The organism is Pseudomonas extremorientalis (genome assembly GCF_001870465.1).
In the GTDB taxonomy this organism is placed as follows: domain Bacteria; phylum Pseudomonadota; class Gammaproteobacteria; order Pseudomonadales; family Pseudomonadaceae; genus Aquipseudomonas; species Aquipseudomonas extremorientalis.
The window spans coordinates 1-22417 of record NZ_MDGK01000044.1 but is presented as its reverse complement, the minus strand read 5'-3'; the positions used below and the strand labels follow the sequence as shown (position 1 = coordinate 22417).

The window sequence follows — 22417 nt, the reverse complement described above, 5'->3', positions numbered from 1 at the left end:
ATGACTACCGAATCTGAAAAAAACCTTTCCGACCAGGCCGCCAGTGCCGAAGGCGGCGTGGCTGCCGTCGACCGCGCATTTGCCATTTTGTCGGCCTTCAGCATCGAGCAGGACTGTCTGGCCCTGGCCGAAATCGCGCGGCGGACGGGGTTGTACAAAAGCACCATCCTGCGCCTGATCGCCTCGCTGGAAAAAGCCGGGTTCGTCCGTCGCCTCACCGATGGTCGTTACTCGGTCGGCCCTGAGCCTCTGCGTTTGTCGCAGCTGTACCAGACCTCGTTCCGACTGCGCGACGTGATTCACCCCTTGCTGGAGTCGATCACTGAGGAAAGCGGTGAAACCTCTTCGTTCTACGTGCTGGAAAACGGCAGCCGCGTCGTGTTGTTTCGGGTCGAGCCCAAGCGTGCGGTGCGGGTTTCGGTGCTGGAAGGCGCGCGCTTTCCGTTGCAGGCCGGAGCGTCAGGCAAGATCCTTCGGGCCTTTTCCCGCGATGCGGAGCCTGCATTGACCGAGGTCCGCGAACGCTTCTGGGCCTGCTCCTTCGGCGAGCGGGACCCGGAAACTACCGCCGTATCAGTGCCGGTGTTTGCCATGGGCCATGAGTTGAAAGGGGCGCTGACCTTGTCCGGTCCGTCCGACCGTCTGCTCAAGGAGCACATCGAACATGCGGCGTCGATCCTGTTGAGAAACGCAGCCATCGCCAGTAATGCGCTCGGAGGTAATGACCGAGAACTACGTGCAGCTCTGACACGTCTGGGCGAATCGATGGTCCGTCGTTAACCGGCGAGCGACCGCTTAGGGCCGATGTTGTGAGAGGCAGCAGTCGGCCCACCCAAGGCCGGCAATACCCATTCTCTTGGAGTCGGTAGTGGTACAAAGTTGTACATTTAATTGACGCCACTATATCGCCATCTTAAGATCGCCGCTCATTGATGGCACTACGCCATATAGAGGGATCTAGAAATGTGGCGTTTGGTACGCCGGACCAGGCTTGGCCTGCTGTCCGCTTGTTTTTGCCTGGGCTTCGCCGGGACGGCTCAAGGCGCGACCCCGCAGAGCACCCCGGGCGTCACTGATCTGATCCGTGATCGCCAGGATCGTCTGCTTCAAGAGCAACAACGCCGCCTCGACGAACTCAAGGACCTGCCCGGCAAAGCCGTCGCTCCTGCCAAACCGACGGCGCCTGCTGACACCCGCTGCTTCGCCATCAAGGCCATCGAACTCACCGGTGCCGACGCGCTGTCTGAACGCGAACGCAACGCGCTGATCCAGCCCTACATCGGGCAATGCCTGGGCGTACCGCAACTCAATGAGGTGCTCAAGCTCATCACCGACCACTACCTGGCCAAAGGACTGGTCACCAGCCGTGCCTACCTGCCGCAACAAGACCTCTCCAGCGGCGTGCTCAAGATCCAGGTAGTCGAAGGCAGGCTCGAAGGATTGAAGGGCGAGCAGGGCAGCGGCATCACCGACCGGCAACTCGCGATGAGTTTTCCAGGCAAAAAGGGTGAATTGCTCAACCTGCGTGAAATCGAGCAGATGGTGGATCAACTGAATCGTCTGCCCTCGAACCAGGCCCAGATGGAGTTGGCTCCCGGCAAAGAAGTAGGCGGCAGCGAAGTGCTGGTCAAAAATACCCCGCAGAAACCCTGGCGCGTCGGCCTGTCGCGTCACAACGGCGGCCAGCGCGCCACTGGCGAGCAGCAGTGGGGCGCCAGCCTGGATTGGGATAACCCTCTCGGCCTTGCCGACCAACTCTCCCTGCGCGGCGGCCACGATGCCGTCAGCGACCACCAGAAGACCTCGCGCAACTCAATGCTCAACTACAACCTGCCGTTTGGCTGGTGGAACCTCAATTACAGCTACAGCGAGACTGAATACCGCTCCCTGGCCCAGGCCAGCGGCTTCAACTTCAAGCAGTCCGGTGACAGCCAGAGCCACCAGTTGCGCTTGGAGCGGGTCGTCCACCGCGACGCCCTGAGCAAGACTTCTCTGAGCACCGGCGTGGCCTACCTGCGCACCAACAACTTCATCGAGGACAGCAAGCTCGCCCTGAGCAGCAACCGCCTCAGCGAAGCGCAATTTGGCATCAACCACGGCCGGCGCATTGGCGGTTCATTCCTCAACATCGACCTGGGCATGCAGGACGGCATCGGCGCCTTCGACGCCCAGGCCAACCACAACCCACGCCCCGGCCAGGCCGATGCGCGCTACCGCAAATACACCGCGACCCTGAGCTACCTGTACCCGTTCAAGCTATGGGGCGAGTCATTCAGCTTCAGCAGCCTGATGACCGGCCAACGCAGCGAAGACGTGCTGTTCAGCCCGCAACGCATGAGCCTGGGTGGGCAGTCCTCGATTCGCGGCTACAAGGATCAAAGCCTGTCCGGCGACAGCGGCGGCTACTGGCGCAACGATTTGCGCTGGAGCCGCCCGGTGACCTGGGCCTGGATGCAGCCGGTGTTCAGCGAATACGGCACCAGCCTCGGCTACGACCAGGGCGTGATCCGCCACGGTCGCTACAACGCCGAACAGCATGGGCGCATGACCAGCAATTCCCTGGAACTGTTTGCTCGCGGCAAGAACGTCGCGGCCACAGTGACCTTTGCACACTCTTTGGAACGACCGGGGCCGATCACTGAACGTGAAGCGCCGATCTACTTCCGTATGGATTTCTTCCTTTAATTTTTTACCGCCCTTTGGGCATCGGGACATGACATGGACGTTTGCCAGTTCGCCTTTCTTGCGCGCCAACCTTCTGCTGCCTTGAAAAGCCGTTCTACCTTCCTGGGCTTGCCCAAGCGCGGGTTGGCGTTGGTGCTGGCGAACGCCATGTTCTGGCAGCCCCTGCTGGCTCAGGCGGACGGCATTGCCGTGAGCGGACCGGGTACGAGCCTTGGGCAGGCGGGTAACGGCGTTCCGATCGTCAACATCGCTGCGCCCAACGCTAACGGGCTATCGCACAACCAATTCCACGACTACAACGTCGGCGCCAACGGGGTCATTCTCAATAACGCGACCAGCCGGACCCAATCCACCCAATTGGGTGGCATCATCGTGGGTAACCCAAACTTCAATGGCAGCGCCGCCAGCGTCATCCTCAACGAGGTGAATGGCGGCAGCCCCAGCCAATTGCGTGGCTACACCGAAGTGGCGGGGCAGTCGGCCCATGTGATTGTCGCCAACCCGTATGGCATCAGTTGCAACGGTTGCGGCTTTATCAACACCCCTCAAGCCACACTCACCACGGGCAAGGCGGTCATCGAAAACGGCCAGATCAGCCGCTACCAAGTGGATCAGGGCAACGTCGCCATCGAAGGCACTGGCCTGAACGCCAGCAACGTCGATCAGTTCGAAATCATCACCCGCGCCACCACCCTCAACGCGCAGATCCAGGCGAAAAAGCTCACCATCGTAGCGGGTCGCAATGATGTGGATGCGCGCACGCTGAACGCCACGGCGCGTGCGGCGGACGGCAGCAAGGCACCGGACCTGGCGATTGACTCATCGGCGCTGGGCGGCATGTATGTGGGTGCGGTCAGGTTGGTGGGGACCGAGGCCGGCGTAGGGGTGAAACTATCCGGGGACATGGTCGCCGGTGGTGATATCCAGATTGATGCAGCGGGCAATGTGGTGATGGGCACGACCACGGCAACTGGGGCGGTCAACGTGAAGGCTCAGAGCGTCGTGGCCAACAGCGGAGTTTCCGCGGGCACTTCCCTGAGCATGCAAACGCAAGGCGACCTCACCAACCAGAAAAGTCTGGTCGCGCGTGATCGCATTCAGTTGCAAAGCGGCGGTGTGTTGACCAACAACGGCATCATCGAATCTGGCGTCAACGCAGACCAGACCCGCAACGCCCAGGGGGATATCAAAGTCACTGCCGGGCAGCTTGATAACAACGGTAAGACGCTCATCGCCAGTCGTGACCTCTCAGTCAACGCCGACGGCACTCTAGACAACCGAGGCGGAACCTTGAGCGCGCAAAACCAGCTCACGATCAGCGCCGCAACATTGGATAACGATCAGAAAGGCCGCGTGCTCAGTGCTGGAAGCGTAGATCTAAATGCGGGAAGGTTGCTCAACTCCGACGCCGGGCTGGTGGCTGGTGACCGAGTGCTGAGCGGTCGTGTCGGGCAGTTGGTCAATCGCAAGGGCGAACTCACAAGCCTTGCCCAGGTTACCTTACAGGTCGACAACCTAGATAACGTCGCCGGCCTCGTATCCGCAGGCCAGATGTTGCAACTGACCGCCGGTGCGACGGTGAACAATCAAGGCGGTCGCCTGACCGCTGGTCAACATCTGCAGATTGACGCTGGGCGGTTGGATAACAGTCAATCAGGCATCGTGAGCAGCCAGGGCAGCTTGGGCCTGAGCACCGCCAATATGCTGGACAATCAGCAACAGGGTCGAATCGAATCCGGCATGCTTGCCAAAGTCAATGCCGGAACGCTCAACAACCAACAACAAGGCGCCCTCGTCAGTGGTGGAACTCTTGAGCTGACGGTCGGGGCGGTCAATAACAGCCAGGGAGGATCGATCACCAGCGCCAAGACGCTCAATGCCCGTGTTGCTAGCCTTGATCAGCATGACCGTGGTCGCCTGTATAGCAGCGGCGACGTAAACCTCGACGTGAGCAATGGCCATCTCGACAATCACGATGGCGGCTTGATCAACGCCGCTGGCCAGTTGACGTTGAACCGTCTCCATAGTGTCGATAACCGCAGTGGTGAAATTTCCAGTGCCCATGGTTTTGAGCTCGCGGCGAACAGCCTGGATAACCGCAGCGGCAAGTTGCTGAGTGACCAGGCGCTGGGCTTGCGTATTGTCCAAACCTTGAACAACGGGGCAGGGCTGATTACAGCCAATGGCCTGGATATCGATGTGGCCAGCTTGATCAACGATCAACAGGGCCGGGTCCACAGTCGTAACCGGCTGAATACCCGAGTCGTTGGCTTGCTTGACAATCACGGGGGGAGTTTTAGCGCTGATGCGGGGGCACAGTTTGCCCTAGGAAGCCTGGATAACAGCAAAGGCGGTCAACTCTTTAGCCAGGGCGATCTGAACCTGAATCTCAATCGAGGCCATTTGAACAACCGGGGCGGTTTGATCAATTCCCCTGGGCAGTTGTTACTGACTCAACTTAACAGTGTTGATAACCAGGGCGGGGAAATCTCTAGCGTCCAGGCGTTCGAGCTGGTTGCGGATCAACTCAGCAACGGCTCCGGCAAGTTGCTCAGTGAGCAGGCGCTGAGTGTGCGCATCGCTCGCGCTCTGGACAATACCCAAGGACTGGTGACAGCCAAGACCCTGGATGTGCGAGCAGGATCATTGATCAACCAGTCCGGTCGTTTCGGTGCGGTAGACGGTCTCGGTGTGCAAGTCGATGCCGAACTGGACAACCGCAGCGGGAAATTGTTGGGCAAAAATATCGTGCTTGGGCTTGGGGCACTCAACAACGATCAGGGCTTGATCCAGAGCGGTTCAGCGCTGGAGCTTCACGCTGGTGGTGCAATCAGCAACCAGGCTGGCACATTGGCGGCGGGGCAAAGCATTACCTTTGACAGTGCCAGCCTTGATAACCGCCACGGTAACTTGACCAGCGACGGGGCACTGACTGCGCGTATTGCCGGGAACATGCTCAATCAAGCGGGGCTTTTAAGTGCGGGTACCGACCTGCAGTTGAAAGTGGCTGATCTGGATAATTCGCACAAGGGCCGTATTGCCGCTCAGCAGGTTCAGATTACCGGTCAGAGCATGGATAACAGCGCGAGCGGCAGCCTCTATGCCAAGCGTCAGTTGGGCGTCGTACTGGGTGGTCAGATGAACAACACTCAGGGCGCTGTCAGCAGTGACGGTCGCCTCGCCATAAATGCTTCCGGTGTGTCCAACGATGACGCAACGCTGTCCAGCGCCGACGTAATGCAGATTACAACTGGCAAGCTGAGCAATCAGGCAGGCCAACTAAATAGCGGCACTCATTTGGGGATCTCGGTAATCGCGCTGGACAACAGCCGTGGCGGACGTATTTCCGGCCAAACCGATGTAAACCTCGACCTGCAAGGCGGCCATCTCAGCAACCGTAATGGCTTGATAAGCGCGCCTGGGCAGTTATTGCTTAAACAACTCGGTACCGTGGATAACCAGGGCGGCGAAATTTCCAGCGCACACACATTTGAACTGTCGGCGACCGCCCTGAATATGGCAGACGGCAAGCTACTCAGCCAGCAAGCCTTGATCTTGCGTATTGCCCAGGCACTGGACAACACGCGAGGCCTGATTTCAGCCGCTGCATTGCAAGTGAATAGCGCCAGCCTGGACAACCATGGCGGCAAGTTGAGTGCTGGTGGTGACCTGACCCTCAACATCAACGGCCTGCTGGCTAATCGCAATGGTGAACTGCTTGGCTTGCACTCGACAGTGAGCGCGGCCTCCCTGGACAACGGCCAAGGCCGTATCCAGGGTGATAGCCGGTTGGCCTTGTCGAGCCTGGGCGCCATCAGCAACAGCAACGGCACGCTGGCCGCGGGGCAAGCATTGACGGTCAATGCGGCCAGCCTTGATAACAGCGCCGGAAAGCTCACCAGTGATGGCGCTTTGACGGCGCAGATTGCGGGCGACTTGCTGAACCAGGCGGGGCTGTTCGCAGCCGGCGCCGGCCTGAATCTCAATGCGGCCCGTTTGGACAACCAGGCTAAAGGTCGTGTCACCAGCAAGGGCGATGTGCAACTGCTTGTGGATGAGGTGGATAACCGAAGTGGCAGTGTCACCTCGGTAGGGCGCTTGCAGGTCAAAAGTGACGCATTGGATAACCGCGACGCCGGTGTACTCAATGCTGGCAAGGCAATGGATCTGACTGTCGGCAAGGTCGACAACCGCGGCGGTGAGATGTCCAGCGTGACTGACTTGACGCTGGCAGGACACGAGCTGGACAACAGCAACGCCGGTCGTGTGTTGGCCAACGGCTCGCTGCAATTGACGCTAGACAGGCTTAATAACCAGCTCAAGGGCCTGGTTTCCGGGCAGCAGGATCTCAACCTGAAGGCTGTCAGCCTTGACAACAGTGCACAAGGCAGCCTGTTTGCCAAACGCAACCTTGACTTGATCCTGTCCGAACAGGCCAACAACACACAGGGCGTGATGCGCAGCGACGCAACGCTGCAAGTGCGCAGTGCCAGCCTTGGTAACAACGGTGGGCGTATCAGTAGCGGTGGAGCATTGCTGCTGGACGTGGACGCTGCCATCACCAACCAGAGGGGCGAGGTGCTCAGCGCAGGCACTGCAACGGTAAACGGCGGCAGTGTCGATAATAGCCGAGGGCATATTGTCGCTGATGATGCACTGCAACTGACGACTGACGTTTTGCTCAACCAACATCAAGGCCGTGTCACCAGCGCTGATCGCCTCAGCCTCACAGCGACTGCCGTAGACAACCGTTTTGAAGGCCGCATCGCCAGTGGCAAGGCACTCAATGCCAGCGTCACCAGCCTTGACCAGCGAGGGGGAGGCGAGTTTTACAGCAACAGTGAGCTGACCTTGGACATGAACCATGGGCGTTTGAACAACGCTGATGGCTTTATCAATGCGCCCGGAATGCTACTGCTCAAGAACCTCAAGGACGTCGACAACCGCAAGGGTGAGATCTCCAGTGCACACGCTTTCGCGCTGACTGCCGACACCTTGGACAACAGCGGCGGCGACCTGCTTAGTGATCAGCGTCTGACCCTCAAAGTCGAACAGGCTCTGCTTAACATCAAGGGGTTGATCTCTGCCACCGGAGTCGGGCTTGAAGCCTCACGCTTGGATAACCGCGAAGGTAGTGTCAGCAGCTCATTGGATGCAAGTCTGGCCGTCAAGGACGACCTGCTTAACGACGAGGGCGAAATTACCAGCGCAGGCCAAACCCAGCTGAACGCGGCCAGCCTGAGCAACACCAAAGGGCAAGTCCTGGGTGATGTCAGCTTGGTTCTGAAGGTCAAGGGGGCCGTGGATAACCAGGGCGGTACCCTGGGTGCCGGCACGTTATTGGATGTGCAAGCCGGGAGCGTGGATAACCGCCAAGCGGGGCAACTTGTCAGCAACGGCCGACTTAACGCAGCGATTGATGGATTACTGGACAACCAGGCCAAGGGGCAAGTGTTGGCCAAGGGCGCGCTAGAACTGCACACCGGGCAACTGGATAACCGCGAAGGGCAAATTACGGGCCAGGACTTGCTGACCCTGCACAGCGCGAGCGTCGATAACCGCGCAGGTGTGATCCTTGCCCAGAAGGACCTCCACCTCGGCGTCGGTGAGCTGGACAACCAGCAGGGTGTGCTCAGCAGCAAAGCCGCTCTAGTTTATGGTGGGCAACGGTTACGCAACCAGAACGGCCTGATCAGCGCCGTGGGCCCACTGCAACTGACTGTCGATAACGTACAAAATGCCGCTGGCCGAATCGCTAGCCAGGGCGACCTGCAGGCAACTATCGGCGTACTGGCCCAGCAGGGTGGTGAGTTGGTTGCACAGGGTGAACTGAGTTTGAGCGCGGCGTCTTTGGACAACCGTGACAGAGGCCTGGTAGGTGCGACAAAAGCGCTGAAACTGTCGGTCGACACCGTTGATAACCGCGCAGGAGAAATCTCCAGCCAAAGTCGCGTCGACTTCAAGGGTCAGCGCTTGGATAACAGCGGTGGCAAGCTAGTGGCCGGCACGGCACTGGAATTGGCCGTGGCCCATATCATCAACCAGGCCAAAGGACTGGTGTTTGCCAAGGACAACCGCTTCAACGGCGCGCGCCTGGATAATGGCCAAGGCACGTTTGCCGGCCAGCAGTCACTCAACATTGCTTTGGTAGCCATTCCCGGGACTGAGCTGGACGGGCTGCTGGATAACCAGCATGGCCAGATCAGCAGCGACGGCAAACTGCAACTGACCAGCAACACACTTAACAACAATGCTGGCGCAATCTCTACTGAGGGTGTTCTACAGATTGCTGCCAGCGGCGCGATCGCCAACAAGGGCGGCATCATGGAAACCGATGCCAGCCTCGGTCTCACCAGTGCGAGTCTGGACAACGGCCTGAACGGTTTACTCAACAGTCGCGGTGCGCTGACCTTGACCACCGGCGCCTTGAACAATAACGGCCGCATCACCAGTGCCGATCGCCTGGACCTTTCGGCAAACCAGGTGGATAACAGCGGAAGTATCGCCAGCAACCAAAAGCTTACGGCCAAGGTGACCGGCCTGGACCAGAAAGGGGGTGAGCTGTTCAGCAACACCCAGCTTGATCTAGACCTCAATCACGGCCAGTTGAACAACATCGGCGGCCTGATCAATAGCCCATTGCTGATGTTGAAAAACCTGGCTGATGTGAATAACCAGCGCGGCGAGATATCCAGTCAGCAAGCGTTCACCCTGGCAGCCCGCAACCTGGACAGCAGCGGTGGCAAACTGATCAGTAATCAAGGGCTGACACTGCAAGTGGAAGGTGTGTTGGCTAACGCCAAAGGCGTGATCAGCGCAGGCTCGCTGAATGTGCACAGTGCTCACTTGGACAACAGTGACGGGCTGCTCAACAGTCATGGCGCACTGGAGGTAACTGCCAGCCAGTTGCTGGATAATCAGCGCGGTACTCTGATCGCTGACGGCGAACTGCTGCTGTCCTCTGTCCGACTCGACAACCAGGGTGGGAATGTATCGGGTAAGGCATTGGTGACCGCCACTATCGATCAAGTCGATAACCGCGGCGGCCAGCTCATCAGCACCACGGCATTGGACTTGCGTGGTACCGCCCTGGACAACCGCAAAGGCCTGGTCGGGGCGGAGAAGGAGCTGACACTGCAGGTGGGCAGTGTCGACAACCGTGGCGGCGAACTGTCGAGTAATGCCGACCTGAGCATTACCGGGCAAAGCATAGATAACAGCGACGCTGGCCGCGTGCTGGCCGGGCAAGGTCTGAGCCTCACGATTGCGAAGCTGCTCAATCGCAACCAAGGCCAGGTCAATGCGCAACGCTTGATGCTCAGTGGCCAGGACTTGGATAACAGCAATGGCAAGTTGTTCGCTCAACAGCTCCTGCAACTTGAATTCAAGGGTGAACTGGACAACACCCAGGGTGGTGTTCTCAGCAGTGAAGGGCGCCTGGGCGTCAATGCCGCGAGCCTGATAAACCGTCAGGGCCGGGTTTCCAGCGCGCAGGCGTTGGCGCTGGACGTGGTGGGTGGAGTAGATAACGCAGACGGTCAGCTCCTGACCGACAGCACGCTGCAACTGCACAGCGCGAGCCTAGGTAACCGCAAAGGTGTACTCAGCGGCAGAGGGGCGGTATCCGTCACTACTGGCGCGTTGGATAACACCGGCGGTCGTCTCAACAGCGGTGACACCCTGGACCTGAAGGCTGGACTACTGACCAACAGCGCCGGCAGCATCGGCAGCGCCCAGGCCCTGAAGGCCAGTGTCGGTGGCCTGGATCAGCAGGGCGGCAAGTTATTCAGCAACGCCAGCCTGACGCTGGACCTGAACAACGGTCAGTTGAATAACCAACAAGGCCTGATCAACGCGGCCGGACCGCTGGTGCTCGAACGCCTCAATGACGTGAACAACCAAGGCGGTGAAATCTCCAGCGGCCAGGCCTTCAATGTCGTGGCGCGCAATCTGGATAACAGCAGCGGTCGGCTCCTCAGTAATCAAGGGCTGGTGCTGCGTATCGACCAGGTTCTGACCAACCTCAAGGGATTGGTTGCGGGTGCGAGCCTGAGTGTGAATGCGGCCTCCGTCTATAACAGCAGCGGTACGCTCACCAGTCGCAGCAACCTGGAGTTGACCAGTACTGGCCTGCTGAACAACCAGCAACAGGGCCTGATAAACGCCGCACAAGGGCTGACCGTCAATACGGGCAACCTCTCGAACCAAGGCGGCACTCTGCTCGGTAACAGTGCCTTGACGCTGAATGCCATGGCCCTGGACAACAGCGCCAAGGGGTTGATCAACAGCCAGGGTCGTCTCGACCTGAATGCTCAGTCGCTGGATGCCGGCGACGGTGGTGAGGTATCGGCCAAAGGCGACATGGACCTCAAGCTCTCGGCCTTGGCACTTCGCGGCGGCAAGTTGATCGGTGACCAGAGCCTCACCGTGGACCTGGCCAACGGTGACCTGGACAACCGTAAAGGTTTGATCCTCGCCAAGGGCCCATTGACCTTGAAGAACCTGCGCGACCTGCAAAACCAGGGCGGTGAGCTGTCCAGCCAGGGCGCCTTGAGCATGGCGGTACGTAACCTGGACAATACCGCAGGCACGTTCATCAGCCAGCAGCTACTGACAGTGAAAGCAGGCGACGTAGTCAATCGCGGCGGCCTGATGTCCGGCTGGCAAGGGTTGAACCTCATCGGCAGCAGCCTGGATAACCGTGGTATCGGCACGCTGTCCAGCCGCAACGGCAACCTCGACGTGAACCTCACCGGTGGCTTGCTGAACAGCGGCGCCGGCGCACTGGCCAGCCAGGGACGTTTGAATGTCAGCGCTGCGCTCATGGATAACAGCGACAAAGGGGTCGTCTCCAGCGGTGCGCAGCAGACCTTGACGGTCACTGGCGGGCTGAACAACACCCAAGGTGGGTTGATCGACAGCGGTGCAACCCTGGACCTGAGCGCCACGGATCTCGATAACAGCGCCGGCAGCATCACCACTCAAGGCAACCTGAACTTGCTAGGTGGCAATCTGATCAACAACGCTGGCTCGTTGATGGGCAACGGCCACCTGCTGCTCGACTTGCGTGGAAACCTAGGCAATGTCAACGGCAAGATTGCCGGCACCGAGTCTCTAGTGGTCAAGCAAGCGATCGAGATCGATAACCGCGGCGGCCAACTGGCCAGCCAGGGGCGCTTGGCCCTGGCTATTGGCGGCTTGAACAATAGCCAAAGTGGCACCGTCGCCGCCAAGGGACCGCTGGCGATCGACGCCAGCGCGATCGTGCAAAACAACGCCGATGGCTTGATCTACAGCCAAGAGGGTGACCTGCAGATCAAGGCCTTTGCCCTGAGTAACATGCAAGGCAAGTTGCAGGGGCAAAATGGCCTGCGAGTGGAGGTCAATGGCGACCTCGATAACCAGGGCGGCAACCTCATCAGCCAGACCGGTGATGTGCGCCTTAAAGCGGGTAACTTCGACAACCGTGGCGGTGTGCTCGCCGCGCTCAAGGGGGATATCGACGCAGGCATTGTCGGAGTGCTGCGCAACGGTTATGACCTGAGTGCTAACCAAAAGGCCGGTCTGATTCAGGGCCAGGCCCTGCTGCTTAATGCCAGCCAGCTCGACAATCAGGGCGGCTACATTGCCGCGCAGACCGGTAATGCACTGCTGAACGTCTCGGCTCTCAATAATCAGCAGGGCGCGCTGTATGCCAAGGGGTTGATGCGGGTCAATGGCGGCAACCTCGATAACAGTGCCGGGCAGATTGCAGGTGACCAGATAGCACTGGGTCTCACTGGTCAACTCACTAACCACAGCGGTTTAATAGAAAGCGCCAACAACTTGACGGTAGAGGCCAATGCTATCGATAACCAGGGTGGCAAATTGCGCGCCCTGGGGGGCGCGGGCAGCACGCAATTCCAGATCGGCAGCGTGTTCGATAACCGCAATGGTGTTGTGGAAACGGCCAACCAGGATCTGACACTTGCGGCTGCCAGCTTTCAGAACACCGGCGGTAAATTGCTGCATATGGGGGAGGGTACCTTTGACATCTCCCTACCGAACGTAACCGGCGCGGGTGGCGATATCGTCACCCGCGGAGGCCTGACCCTCAACGCTGATACCTGGACTAACACCAGCGTCATCCAGGCCGGACGTTTGAACGTCAACGTCAATCATTTTACCCAGACCGAAACCGGACAGCTGCTGGCTTCGACGCACTTGGACGGCAAGGGCGGCAGTTGGGTGAACAATGGATTAATTGCCAGTGACGGCAGCTTAAAGCTTGATCTTACGGGGTCTTACAGCGGCAATGGTCGGATCACCAGCCAGGGTGGTCTCGACCTGCACGCAGGTCAATTGGATCTGGGCAACAGTGCCAAGATTACCGGCGGTGGCGATACCTTGATCAGGGTTGATGGCCAACTCAACAACTATGGACGTTTGACCTCGGCGACGAATCTCAATCTCTCGGCAGGTGGCCTGAACAACTACGGGACGGTCGGCGCAGCACAAAATCTGAAGGTGACCAGTGCGACCTTGATGAATGACCGTGGCCTGCTGTTCAGCGGCAACGACATGACCCTGCACGGCAACACTATCACCAACCAGTACGGCGACATCTACAGCCTGGGGCGCCTGGAGGTCGCCGGCCTTGATGGAGTGAGTAAGGCCGCCAGCCTGGAGAATGTGTCTGGCAGCATCGAATCCAGTGGAGATATGTCCCTGAAGGTAGCAAGTCTGATTAACCGTCGGGACGTATTCCAGACCCAAGACAAAGCAGGTAGTGGCGGCTCGCTGAGCAACATTTGCTGGGACTGCAGCGGCGGCAGTTTTGTTGTCGACTTCGTGGGAACTGAAAATTATCAAAGTGAGCTGCTGACGACATCGCCAACCTCGACTATCCAATCGGGCGGGCGTATGGATATCGCCGCCAGCAACGTACTCAATGAATACAGTGTCATCGCTGCTGGCACCGATATGAATATCTTCGCCGATACGCTGACCAATAAAGGCGCGACGACTGGGTCAGGTGTGCGCACCCGTACCTGGCGGATGTCAGCGTCCAATGGCACTTACTGGCGTTTCAAACGGGGCGTCATGGACCCTTACAACAACCAATCCGGGCCTAAAAGCTTGCCGGTCGGCGCGTTGTCGGCATTCGCATTGATCAGCGACACACTGGTTTCGACAGCTGGGACATCACTTGCGCCAGCGATCATCCAGGCGGGTGGAGCGGTGAACATCACCGCCACCAAGACCTTGATCAACAGTAGCGAGACGCCTCTTACGGCCCTCACCTCGGGCGTCGCGCGCAATGAAGACACCCGTGTCAGCACCGGCCCGGCCACGGTGGTGGTGCAACTTGCCTCACAACTGCCCCCTGACCTTGCCCAACAACAAGTCAACCCGCTGACATTGCGCGGGTTCAGCCTGCCTACCGGCACCCACGGCCTTTTCCATCTTAGTACCCAGACTGTCGACGCCACACAGGCCGCCCAGGCCAATAGCGGCCCGCAAAGTTGGAGCATGAGCGGCGCGAGTCTCGGCCTGGCCCAACGCCAGGAAGTACAGCCTACGCTTGGAGCGCGCAGCTTTGAGTTGACCAACGTCGCTGAACAGAGCGTAACGAGTCGTCAGTTGGATCCGACAACACGCCAGGTCAGCAATGTCAAGGCGAGCGCCAAGACGCTTGAAGTTTCCGTGGGCGCCGATATCGGCAGCGGTGACGCATGGACCCCTGGCCAGATCACCACCGGCAACATTGCCCGTGGCGATGGCATCAACACCCAAAATCCGTTTGCAGGTTCGACGCTACCTGTCACCAAGGTGGCGGGGCCGGGTGATCAGCCAGACCTTGCACTGACTGAGCGGGACACACGCATACAGGTCACCAACCCAGGTGACCTGTCCCGGCCGGTCTTAAACATTCCGGGTGTGACGCCTGTGCTGCCAGGTGTCCAGCCTGTGGCCAGCACCCCGAGTACGCAGGGCCAGGACGGTCGTCCGACCCAGGTGGCTAAGGTGATCGCCCAACCCCTTGATGCGGGTGCGCAAACTACAGCGGTCGCCAGCCAGACTGTCAATCGCGTGCAGGGCTTTACGCCGACTATGCCGGTGTCTCAGCCGCACAAGTACTTGATCGAAACCAACCCGGTGCTCACAGACCTCAAACAGTTTATGAGTTCGGACTACCTGCTTGCAGGCTTGGGTTACAACCCGGATGAAAGCGCTAAACGCCTGGGCGACGGGCTCTACGAACAGCGCCTGATCCAGCAGGCCGTGCAGGCGCGTACCGGGCAACGTTTTATCGACGGTCAGAATACCGACGAAAAACTGTTCAAGTACCTGATGGATAACGCCATCAGCAGCAAGCAGCAACTGAATCTGGCAGTGGGCGTATCGTTGACCTCCCAGCAGGTGGCGGCCCTGACCCACGACATCGTGTGGCTTGAACAACATCAAGTAAATGGCGAAAAAGTGCTGGTGCCGGTGCTTTATCTGGCGCAGGCCGACAACCGTCTCGCACCGAGCGGTGCATTGATCGCCGGTAATGACTTGAACCTGATTGCCGGCGAAAACCTGGAGAACGCCGGCACCTTGCGCGCCACCAGCAATCTGTCGGCCAAGGCGGGTAACGACCTGCTTAACAGCGGACTGGTTGAAGCCGGAAACCGCCTGGATTTGCTGGCAGGCAATAACATTATCAACAAAGCCGGGGGCATCATTGCGGGTCGTGACGTAACGCTCACGGCCATCAAGGGCGATGTGATTAACGAGCGCGCCGTCACAAGTACCGGCAGTGGTACCGCAGTACGTCGCGACTATCTCGACACCGCATCACGGATCGAGGCAGCGAATGACCTTGCGATCAGCGCCGGTCGTGACGTGGCTATTACAGGGGCAGTGTTGCAAAGCGGGCGTGACACCACTGTTGTTGCCGGGCGTGACGTTCACATTGATGCTGTTGAGCAGCGTGATGGTTTCAACATGGGCAGTCGTCTGCGCACCGAAACCGTGACGCAGAACGGCGCCAGTGTTGAGGTTGGACGTGACCTTAAAGTAACGGCAGGGCGTGACTTCACCGCGATTGCCAGCCGCATCGACGCCAAGCGCGACCTTAGCATTTCTGCGACAGAAGACTTAAGTGTTTCGTCGGCAGCTGATGAGCAGCATTCCTCCAGTAAATCCAAAAAAGTCACCCAATCCAAGGACCACATCAGCCAGGTTTCTAGCGTACTGATAGCGGGCGGTGATGTGTCGTTGAATGCGGGCAAGGATCTGGAACTGACTGCCAGCCGCATCTCGGGTGCAGGCAACGTGGCACTGCAGGCACATCGTGATGTGAGCATCCTGTCGGCGCTGGACGAAGACGCCTCGTTCTACTCGAAAAAGAGCAAAGGCTCGTTCGGTCGCAGTAAAAGCGAGCAGCGCGAAAGTTACGACAGCACCAACGTGGCGTCCGTTGTCGAGGCAGGCAAAGACCTGACCGTCAATGCTAGCAAGAAAGCCGACGGTGGCATGAACATCGAAGGTGGGCGTGATGTCACCGTGATCGGCAGCCAGCTGAAGGCCGGTGGCGACATGTTGCTGGGCGCCACGGGCGATATCGCAGTGCTGTCAGGTGTTGAAGAGCATGGCTCTTACAGCAAAAAGACCAAGTCCGGGTTCCTGGGGCTTTCCAAGAGTGGTAAGAGTCAGCTGAAAACGACTGCCAGCCAAGTGGGCAGTGATCTTGAGGCCGGTAATGACGTGGTTGTGGCTGCAGGTAATGACATTCGCTTGCGGGCGAGTGAGATCAATGCCGAGAACGATGCCGAGTTGAGAGCCGGTTTGGTAAAGGATACCGGCGACATCAACCTGGTATCCGCCAACGACACGGCTTATAGCCGCAATGAGAAATACGAGAAGAAAACCGGTTCGATTTCCGGCGGATTCATCGCGATCTCCTCGGCCAAGAAAGCCGGGCAAGAAGCTCAGAGCAGCACCAGCGTCGGTAGCCAGGTCGTGGCAGACCGCGATGCGACGTTGCAGGCCGAGCGCGATATCAATTTGGTGGGCAGTGGTATCAATGCCGGGCGTGACGTAAGCCTGAATGCGGGGCGCGACGTCAATGTGGTGGCTGCGCAAAACTCTAAGAGCGAGCACGAGTGGGCCAAATCCAAACAAACAGGGATTGGTGTGTCCAGTGATGCCAACGGCGTCACCTTCTTCGCCGGTACCGACCGTGGCGCCGAGAAGAACGGGCTAGAACAACAGACTGCGGCCGCGAGCCAGATCAAGGCAGGTGAAAACCTCGCAATCATTGCCAAGCGCGACATCAATCAACGTGGTTCTGATTTGGCGGCTGACAACGATATTGACCTGAAGGCTGGGCGCAATATCAATATTGATGCCGCTCGTGAGCGGTTGTTGGTAGAGGAGCAACGAGAGAAAGAACGCAATGGTTTGAGCGTCGCGATCAATCATAACTTTGGAAGCACAAAAGACGCAGTTAACGGAGCGGGGAAAGGTGAAGACGGCGTCAGCAAGGGGTCGAGCACACTGAAGGCGGTGGACTCGGTCAGTCATTTTTTTGCTGGCGCCACGCCTGACATCAAGTTTGGCAACAGCAAGCAGAGTGTCACTGAACAAACGGTTGAACTGACGAGCCGGTCTTCGACCTTGAATGCGGGCAATGACGTCAACCTGTCCGCCGGTAATGACGTAACGGTTATTGGCGGCCAGTTAGGCGCTGGGCGTGACATCAACGTTAAGGGGCGCGACGTTACATTTGATGTTGCCAGAGGCGGAGTTGCCGATGACAGCCAGGAGAATCAGAGTTGGAGCGGCTTTCATGGCAGTGTCTCCAACGGTTTCAGGGTTGGTGCTGGGGGTAGTCACGGTGTCGCCAACGAGGATCGTGAAGCGCAATTGTCCACTGCAACTGAGTTGGACGCCGGGCGGAACATTAACCTGAAAGCTACGAACGACCTCAACTTGATAGGCACTCAAGCAAAGGCGGGGCGCGATATCAACCTGAGTACCGCCAATGATCTGAATATTATCGCTGCTCAGAACAACACCACACGAGACAGCACTAGAAGCAGCGGCGGCGGCGAGGCCGGGATTGCAGTACAGGATGGAGCTTTTGGCTTCTATGCCAGTGTCAACCTTGGCAAAGGCAATCTAGAGCGTGAGGGCGTTAGCCAGCAGGAAGCCTATCTCTATGCTGGGGAGCGTCTAGGGTTTGAAAGTGGCAGAGACACTAACGTTGCCGGTGCCCAAGTGCGTGGAGACAGTGTGGTTGGGCGTGTGGGTAGAGACTTGAATGTTTCTTCGGTGGCGGATACAGGCAAGGTTAAAGGTAATGAGTTTGACCTGAGTGCGACGGTAACGGTTGGGTTTGGTTTCAGTATGAGTGGCTCTTTGGGCTACGGCCAAACCAACGGAAAGTCTAACTGGATCGAGGACCAGACACGCATTAGCGGCGCCAATGTCGTCGATATCCGTACAGAGAAACACACTCAGCTTGATGGTGCTCTGATTGCTTCCGACACCGGAAAACTCAAGCTCGACACTGAAACACTTGGCTTTTCCGACATCGCCGGGCAAGACAAGGAACACGGTTACTACCTCAATGTGGGCGGCTCTTATAAGGAGGGCGGTGGGGCTTCGCAGGATCCAAGTCAGGTCGGTAAAGGAAAGGGCGACGAAAATGGTTGGAGTGTTAACGGTTGGCAGTATGACAAGGACCGTGAGCAAACCGTTCGTGCAACAGTGGGTGCTGGCGACGTTGTCGTGCGTGCGGACGAGAAGAACGGGACTGACTCGGCAGCAGGTCTGAACCGTGACGTTACCAAAGCCTATGAGATTACTCGCGATAAGGAATCGCGCACTGATCTTTATGTGACCAGCTCTTCGATTGACGACGTCCTGCACCCTATTGAGACCGGCAAAGACTGGGCTCAGGGCGCTGCTGAGTGGGACAAAAGAAGCCTCGCTAACTGGAACGTTGCGATGACGGGCATGAACGCCGTCATCAACAAGGTCGAGGTCGCACTTGGGCGTCCGATGGATCCAGGGGCTCAAGCAATAACGGGGAAAGAGCTGGCCGAGAGTGTTTATCAGGCGCTGATTTTTTCTGGGAAAAGCCGTTCTCAAGCAATGGCCATGATGAGCGATCCTGCGTTCCAGGAGGGTGTGCTCAAGCAGCTTGATGAAATCATGCATGTTAACGACGCTGACCTGAAGGCGGCAAAGGCCGACGTCCAGCCTGGACTTGATCAATACCTGAAGTCGTCTACTGAACTGGACATCACGACTATTGAGGGTAAGAGGACGGCGCTGCAAAAGACATTGACGTTTGCCGGAAAATTGAACGATTACGTTAAGGCCAACCCTGAAAAAGCTGAAGCTGTTGCCTATGTGATGGCATTATCTCAAGGGCCGAAGGGCGTTTTGAGCTTGTTGGTAGGCGAAGTCGTTAATAGTACTTTTGCAGGTCAAGAGTTTGCTGAAAAGGTCGAAGAGTTTAAGGCTAATGCCGCTATCGCACTTGCCAATTACATGTTGGGTGCTGAAAAACCAGACGAACAGCTTAAGCCCTCGAAAAAAGATGATGAGTCTCTAATCGGTGGTGGAAGGCTGATCTTAGAGCTCCTGAGCAGTGGGCCGCCCGGGCGCGCGAAGAAAGAGACTCACATTACCTCCGGCGGCAGCTCGGTGAATGATCATCGTCGTGGGGATAAGGCGGGCAAAACCGAGAAGGAGAAGGTTGAGAAAGAGAAAGCCGAGAAGGAGAAAGCCGAGAAGGAGAAAGCCGAGAAGGAGAAGGCTGAGAAGGAGAAGGCTGAGAAGGAGAATGCAGAGAAAAATCCGGCAAGCTTGAGCCCATCAGAGCTTAAGGTTTTGGCTTCAAAGATTACTGTTCCTGTAGATTTTGATGGGCATATACTGCGTGCTGAATTGAAAAGTAACGGTAAAGTGGTTGGTGGGCATTCAACTGCAACAGGAGATGTACGGGTAAAGAGCGTAGAAGTTCCGCCAAACGCTCAGGGCGTTTATGTCGCTAAAATTGAGATGGAGGATCCTCTGAATCCCGGGAGTTATTTGTCAAAAAGTGGTAATGGCAAATCTACGATGTTTCCAGATTCATGGACCTCGGATAGGATAAAAGTCGAAGTCGATATGGCGTTCAAAAACAAGCAGGTTTCCGGAGATACTTGGACTGGGACAACGCCTAGCGGTGTAAAGGTCAAAGGGTATTTGAGCCCTAAAACTACCGTATATCCATTAATGTAAGGGCTAGAATGAAAATTAACTTTTATTTGGAAGAGTCAATGGGTGATCCAACTCCCTGGTGCAGCACGGATGTGGGAGGGCCAAATGACGTTGATCTTCTTGCGTGTCTTTTGCTTGACGATGGAGGACTACCTTTGGGTTGCACTATTTCTTGGCTGGATGAGGGGTTGAGTAGGATAATCTCAGTGAAAAACGCCGAGAAAGACTTCACTGATTGGGTGCGTGAAACTTGGGCAGCTGATATTTCAATAAATGAGGTTAAAGTCTACTCGCTTCATGATGAGGAGTTTGCAGTTACAATTAGTTTGGATGACTTCGAAAAGGCTTTGCTAGGTTGGAGAAAGTTTGTTGTGTCATTTCAGCAGGGAGAGAAGTTTGTAGGGTGAGGTATTCGTAAAGGCGTTGAGAAAGTCTGCTTGCTCGAGCGTACGAATTCGATGCTCAAGCAAAGGAAACGGGACGGATTTATATAAGTGGTGTATCCAGTGCGGTGCAGAAAAATAAATCTGGCCCATTAGCTCTGGTAGCAAGGGAGTTTTGCTTTGAGAGCCATCTGTCAATGAAGAAAATACTTAGTTGGTTGGCGCTATAGCATAATATTGCTTCTGTTCCGCAACGCCTATATACACTAGCGATGGCGGTGCTAATCAGTGGCTTTACTTTGTGGTGCCTTCCTGCAGTACGTTGGTTGTATGACGCCTGGGACAAGCCATTTGCCAAAACGCCTATTGTTCTACTTCATATTTTTATACTGCTCGTCGCCACTGTGCTGGCTCGTTCGTTAGTTGCGGAATCACTTGGTCTCCCACCTCAAAGCTTTGATTTGACTACTAGCTTTCTTGTCATATTATTTTACCTGCCTGCATGGATGATTGTTGCCGCAGTAGTTCTGGCAGTTGTAGGGTTTTTTTGGCTATAGTGACACTGTTGCAACTTCCGTTGCAGGGGGGCGCTGCAACAAGTAGTCATATTTGTTAGAGCCTTCGGTTTGCAGTTACCCTTTCGACAAACGCGTGTTACGGTATTCATCCACAGCCTTGGTGCCTTCGCCGCTAGCTCCCTTTTACTCCAACGCTATGCCTATCTAGCAATGAACTATCAGCCGTGGCTCTACCCCGTGGTTCGGGTCATTGCGATAAAGAGCGATTTCGACCCAGCACCACTTTACCCAGGCGTAAAGCCTGGAGAGCATGTCCATCCGCTGGAAAACGGCTTTATTGCCGTTGCGCAGACCCGATTAGACGACAGTGTTGTTATTAGCGTGCGCTCACAGGAGGGCGTGACTGAGGTGCGTGAGATTGGAGAGCCTCTGCCGTCTGTAAAGCAAATATTGGCTCCTCTAATTGATCGTCTCCGCCATTAGTATTTGGAGTATTACCTTCCAGAGGGTCGCCTCCAAATTCGAAAGAGTGAAAGTGCAATCTACCTATTGGGGCCGAGTTCTAAACGTTGAAATAACGAGGCATTCGGGAAAAATTAATCAAGCTTTTTCACAAAAGCCGTGTTGGCGAATATTTATAGTTTCATATCTTGTCAATTTTATATTAATTTGGATATCACAGATACTTCTTAAAGCTTCCGGCTGATCTGATAACCACAAAGCCGAGTGCGGCAGTGCTTGGTAGCAAAATAATCATTGGGTACAAGGTCGTGGGGAGTGCTGTAAACGGGGTCAGACCCTGAGGGATCCCGGCAGGGTTGGCAGGAGGCGATGGCCCATTGGGTTACCGAGGGGCGGATACGATACTTTCCGCCGGTGCTGGCTTTGGGAAAGTCCCTCTCTTGATGGGGGGCTTCGGGTGGGTTGAGAGCAGTAAATGAAGCTGTAAATGGGGTCTGACCCTGAGGAGTCGTAGGGCCTATGGCTGCGACTGCGGCGGGTGGTGGTGGTGTCACGGCGGCGGCGGTGGGGGCTGTTGCTTCAGGTGCCGCGACTAATGCAACCGTCAGCGTTATCAATAATCGGGGCAATCTGGGGGCAGTGTTCAAGGACGTCACCTCATCGGATGCGATGAAGGGCTACGTGATATCGGGCGTGACGGCAGGCCTGACGAAAGGGCTTTTCGATGGTTGGACAGGCACGCAGACCAATCCAAACACAGGGGCCGTTATCACTTCGCCAGCCCTCAACACCTGGACCGGCGTTGGCCAGTTTGCGGCGAACCAAGCCTTGCAGAACGGTACGTCGACTTTGCTGAGCAAAGCGCTCGGACAAGGTGGTGACTTTGGTGATGCACTCAAAGGCGCATTGTTCAATACATTGGCTGCAGCAAGTTTTAATGCCATTGGCGACTACACCCATGGGGTACTGACGGAAGGCTACCCTCCTAAAATTGTGGTTCATGCAATGGTGGGTGGCTTGCTCTCTAAGGCCACAGGCGGGGACTTCAGAACGGGGGCTTTGGCAGCCGGGATCAACGAAGCTCTAGTCGTTCATCTGGACTCTTTGGTTAAAGGCGATAAGACC

Annotated in this window: 4 protein-coding genes and 1 pseudogene; all 5 read left to right on the top strand. The window is 57.0% G+C overall.

Going from position 1 to position 22417, the window contains the following annotated elements:
- Entirely contained in the window at nt 1–780 is a 780-nt protein-coding gene (locus tag BFN10_RS17430) for an IclR family transcriptional regulator (RefSeq protein WP_071490725.1), read from the top strand.
- A gap of 183 nt (nt 781–963) precedes the next feature.
- A complete protein-coding gene (locus BFN10_RS17425; protein WP_071490724.1) occupies nt 964–2685 on the top strand; it encodes a ShlB/FhaC/HecB family hemolysin secretion/activation protein in 1722 nt (573 codons plus the stop codon).
- A 33-nt stretch (nt 2686–2718) separates the two neighbouring features.
- Nucleotides 2719–19950: a hemagglutinin repeat-containing protein gene (locus tag BFN10_RS17420; RefSeq protein WP_083351493.1), complete on the top strand. Its 17232-nt coding sequence runs from the start codon at nt 2719–2721 to the stop codon at nt 19948–19950.
- Nucleotides 19951–19958: 8 nt separating this feature from the next.
- Nucleotides 19959–20336, top strand: coding sequence for a hypothetical protein (locus BFN10_RS29295; RefSeq protein ID WP_130898118.1), 378 nt, complete (start codon nt 19959–19961; stop codon nt 20334–20336).
- Between the two features lie 1463 nt (nt 20337–21799).
- Nucleotides 21800–22417: pseudogene (locus BFN10_RS17410) on the top strand (DUF637 domain-containing protein); the annotation flags it as partial.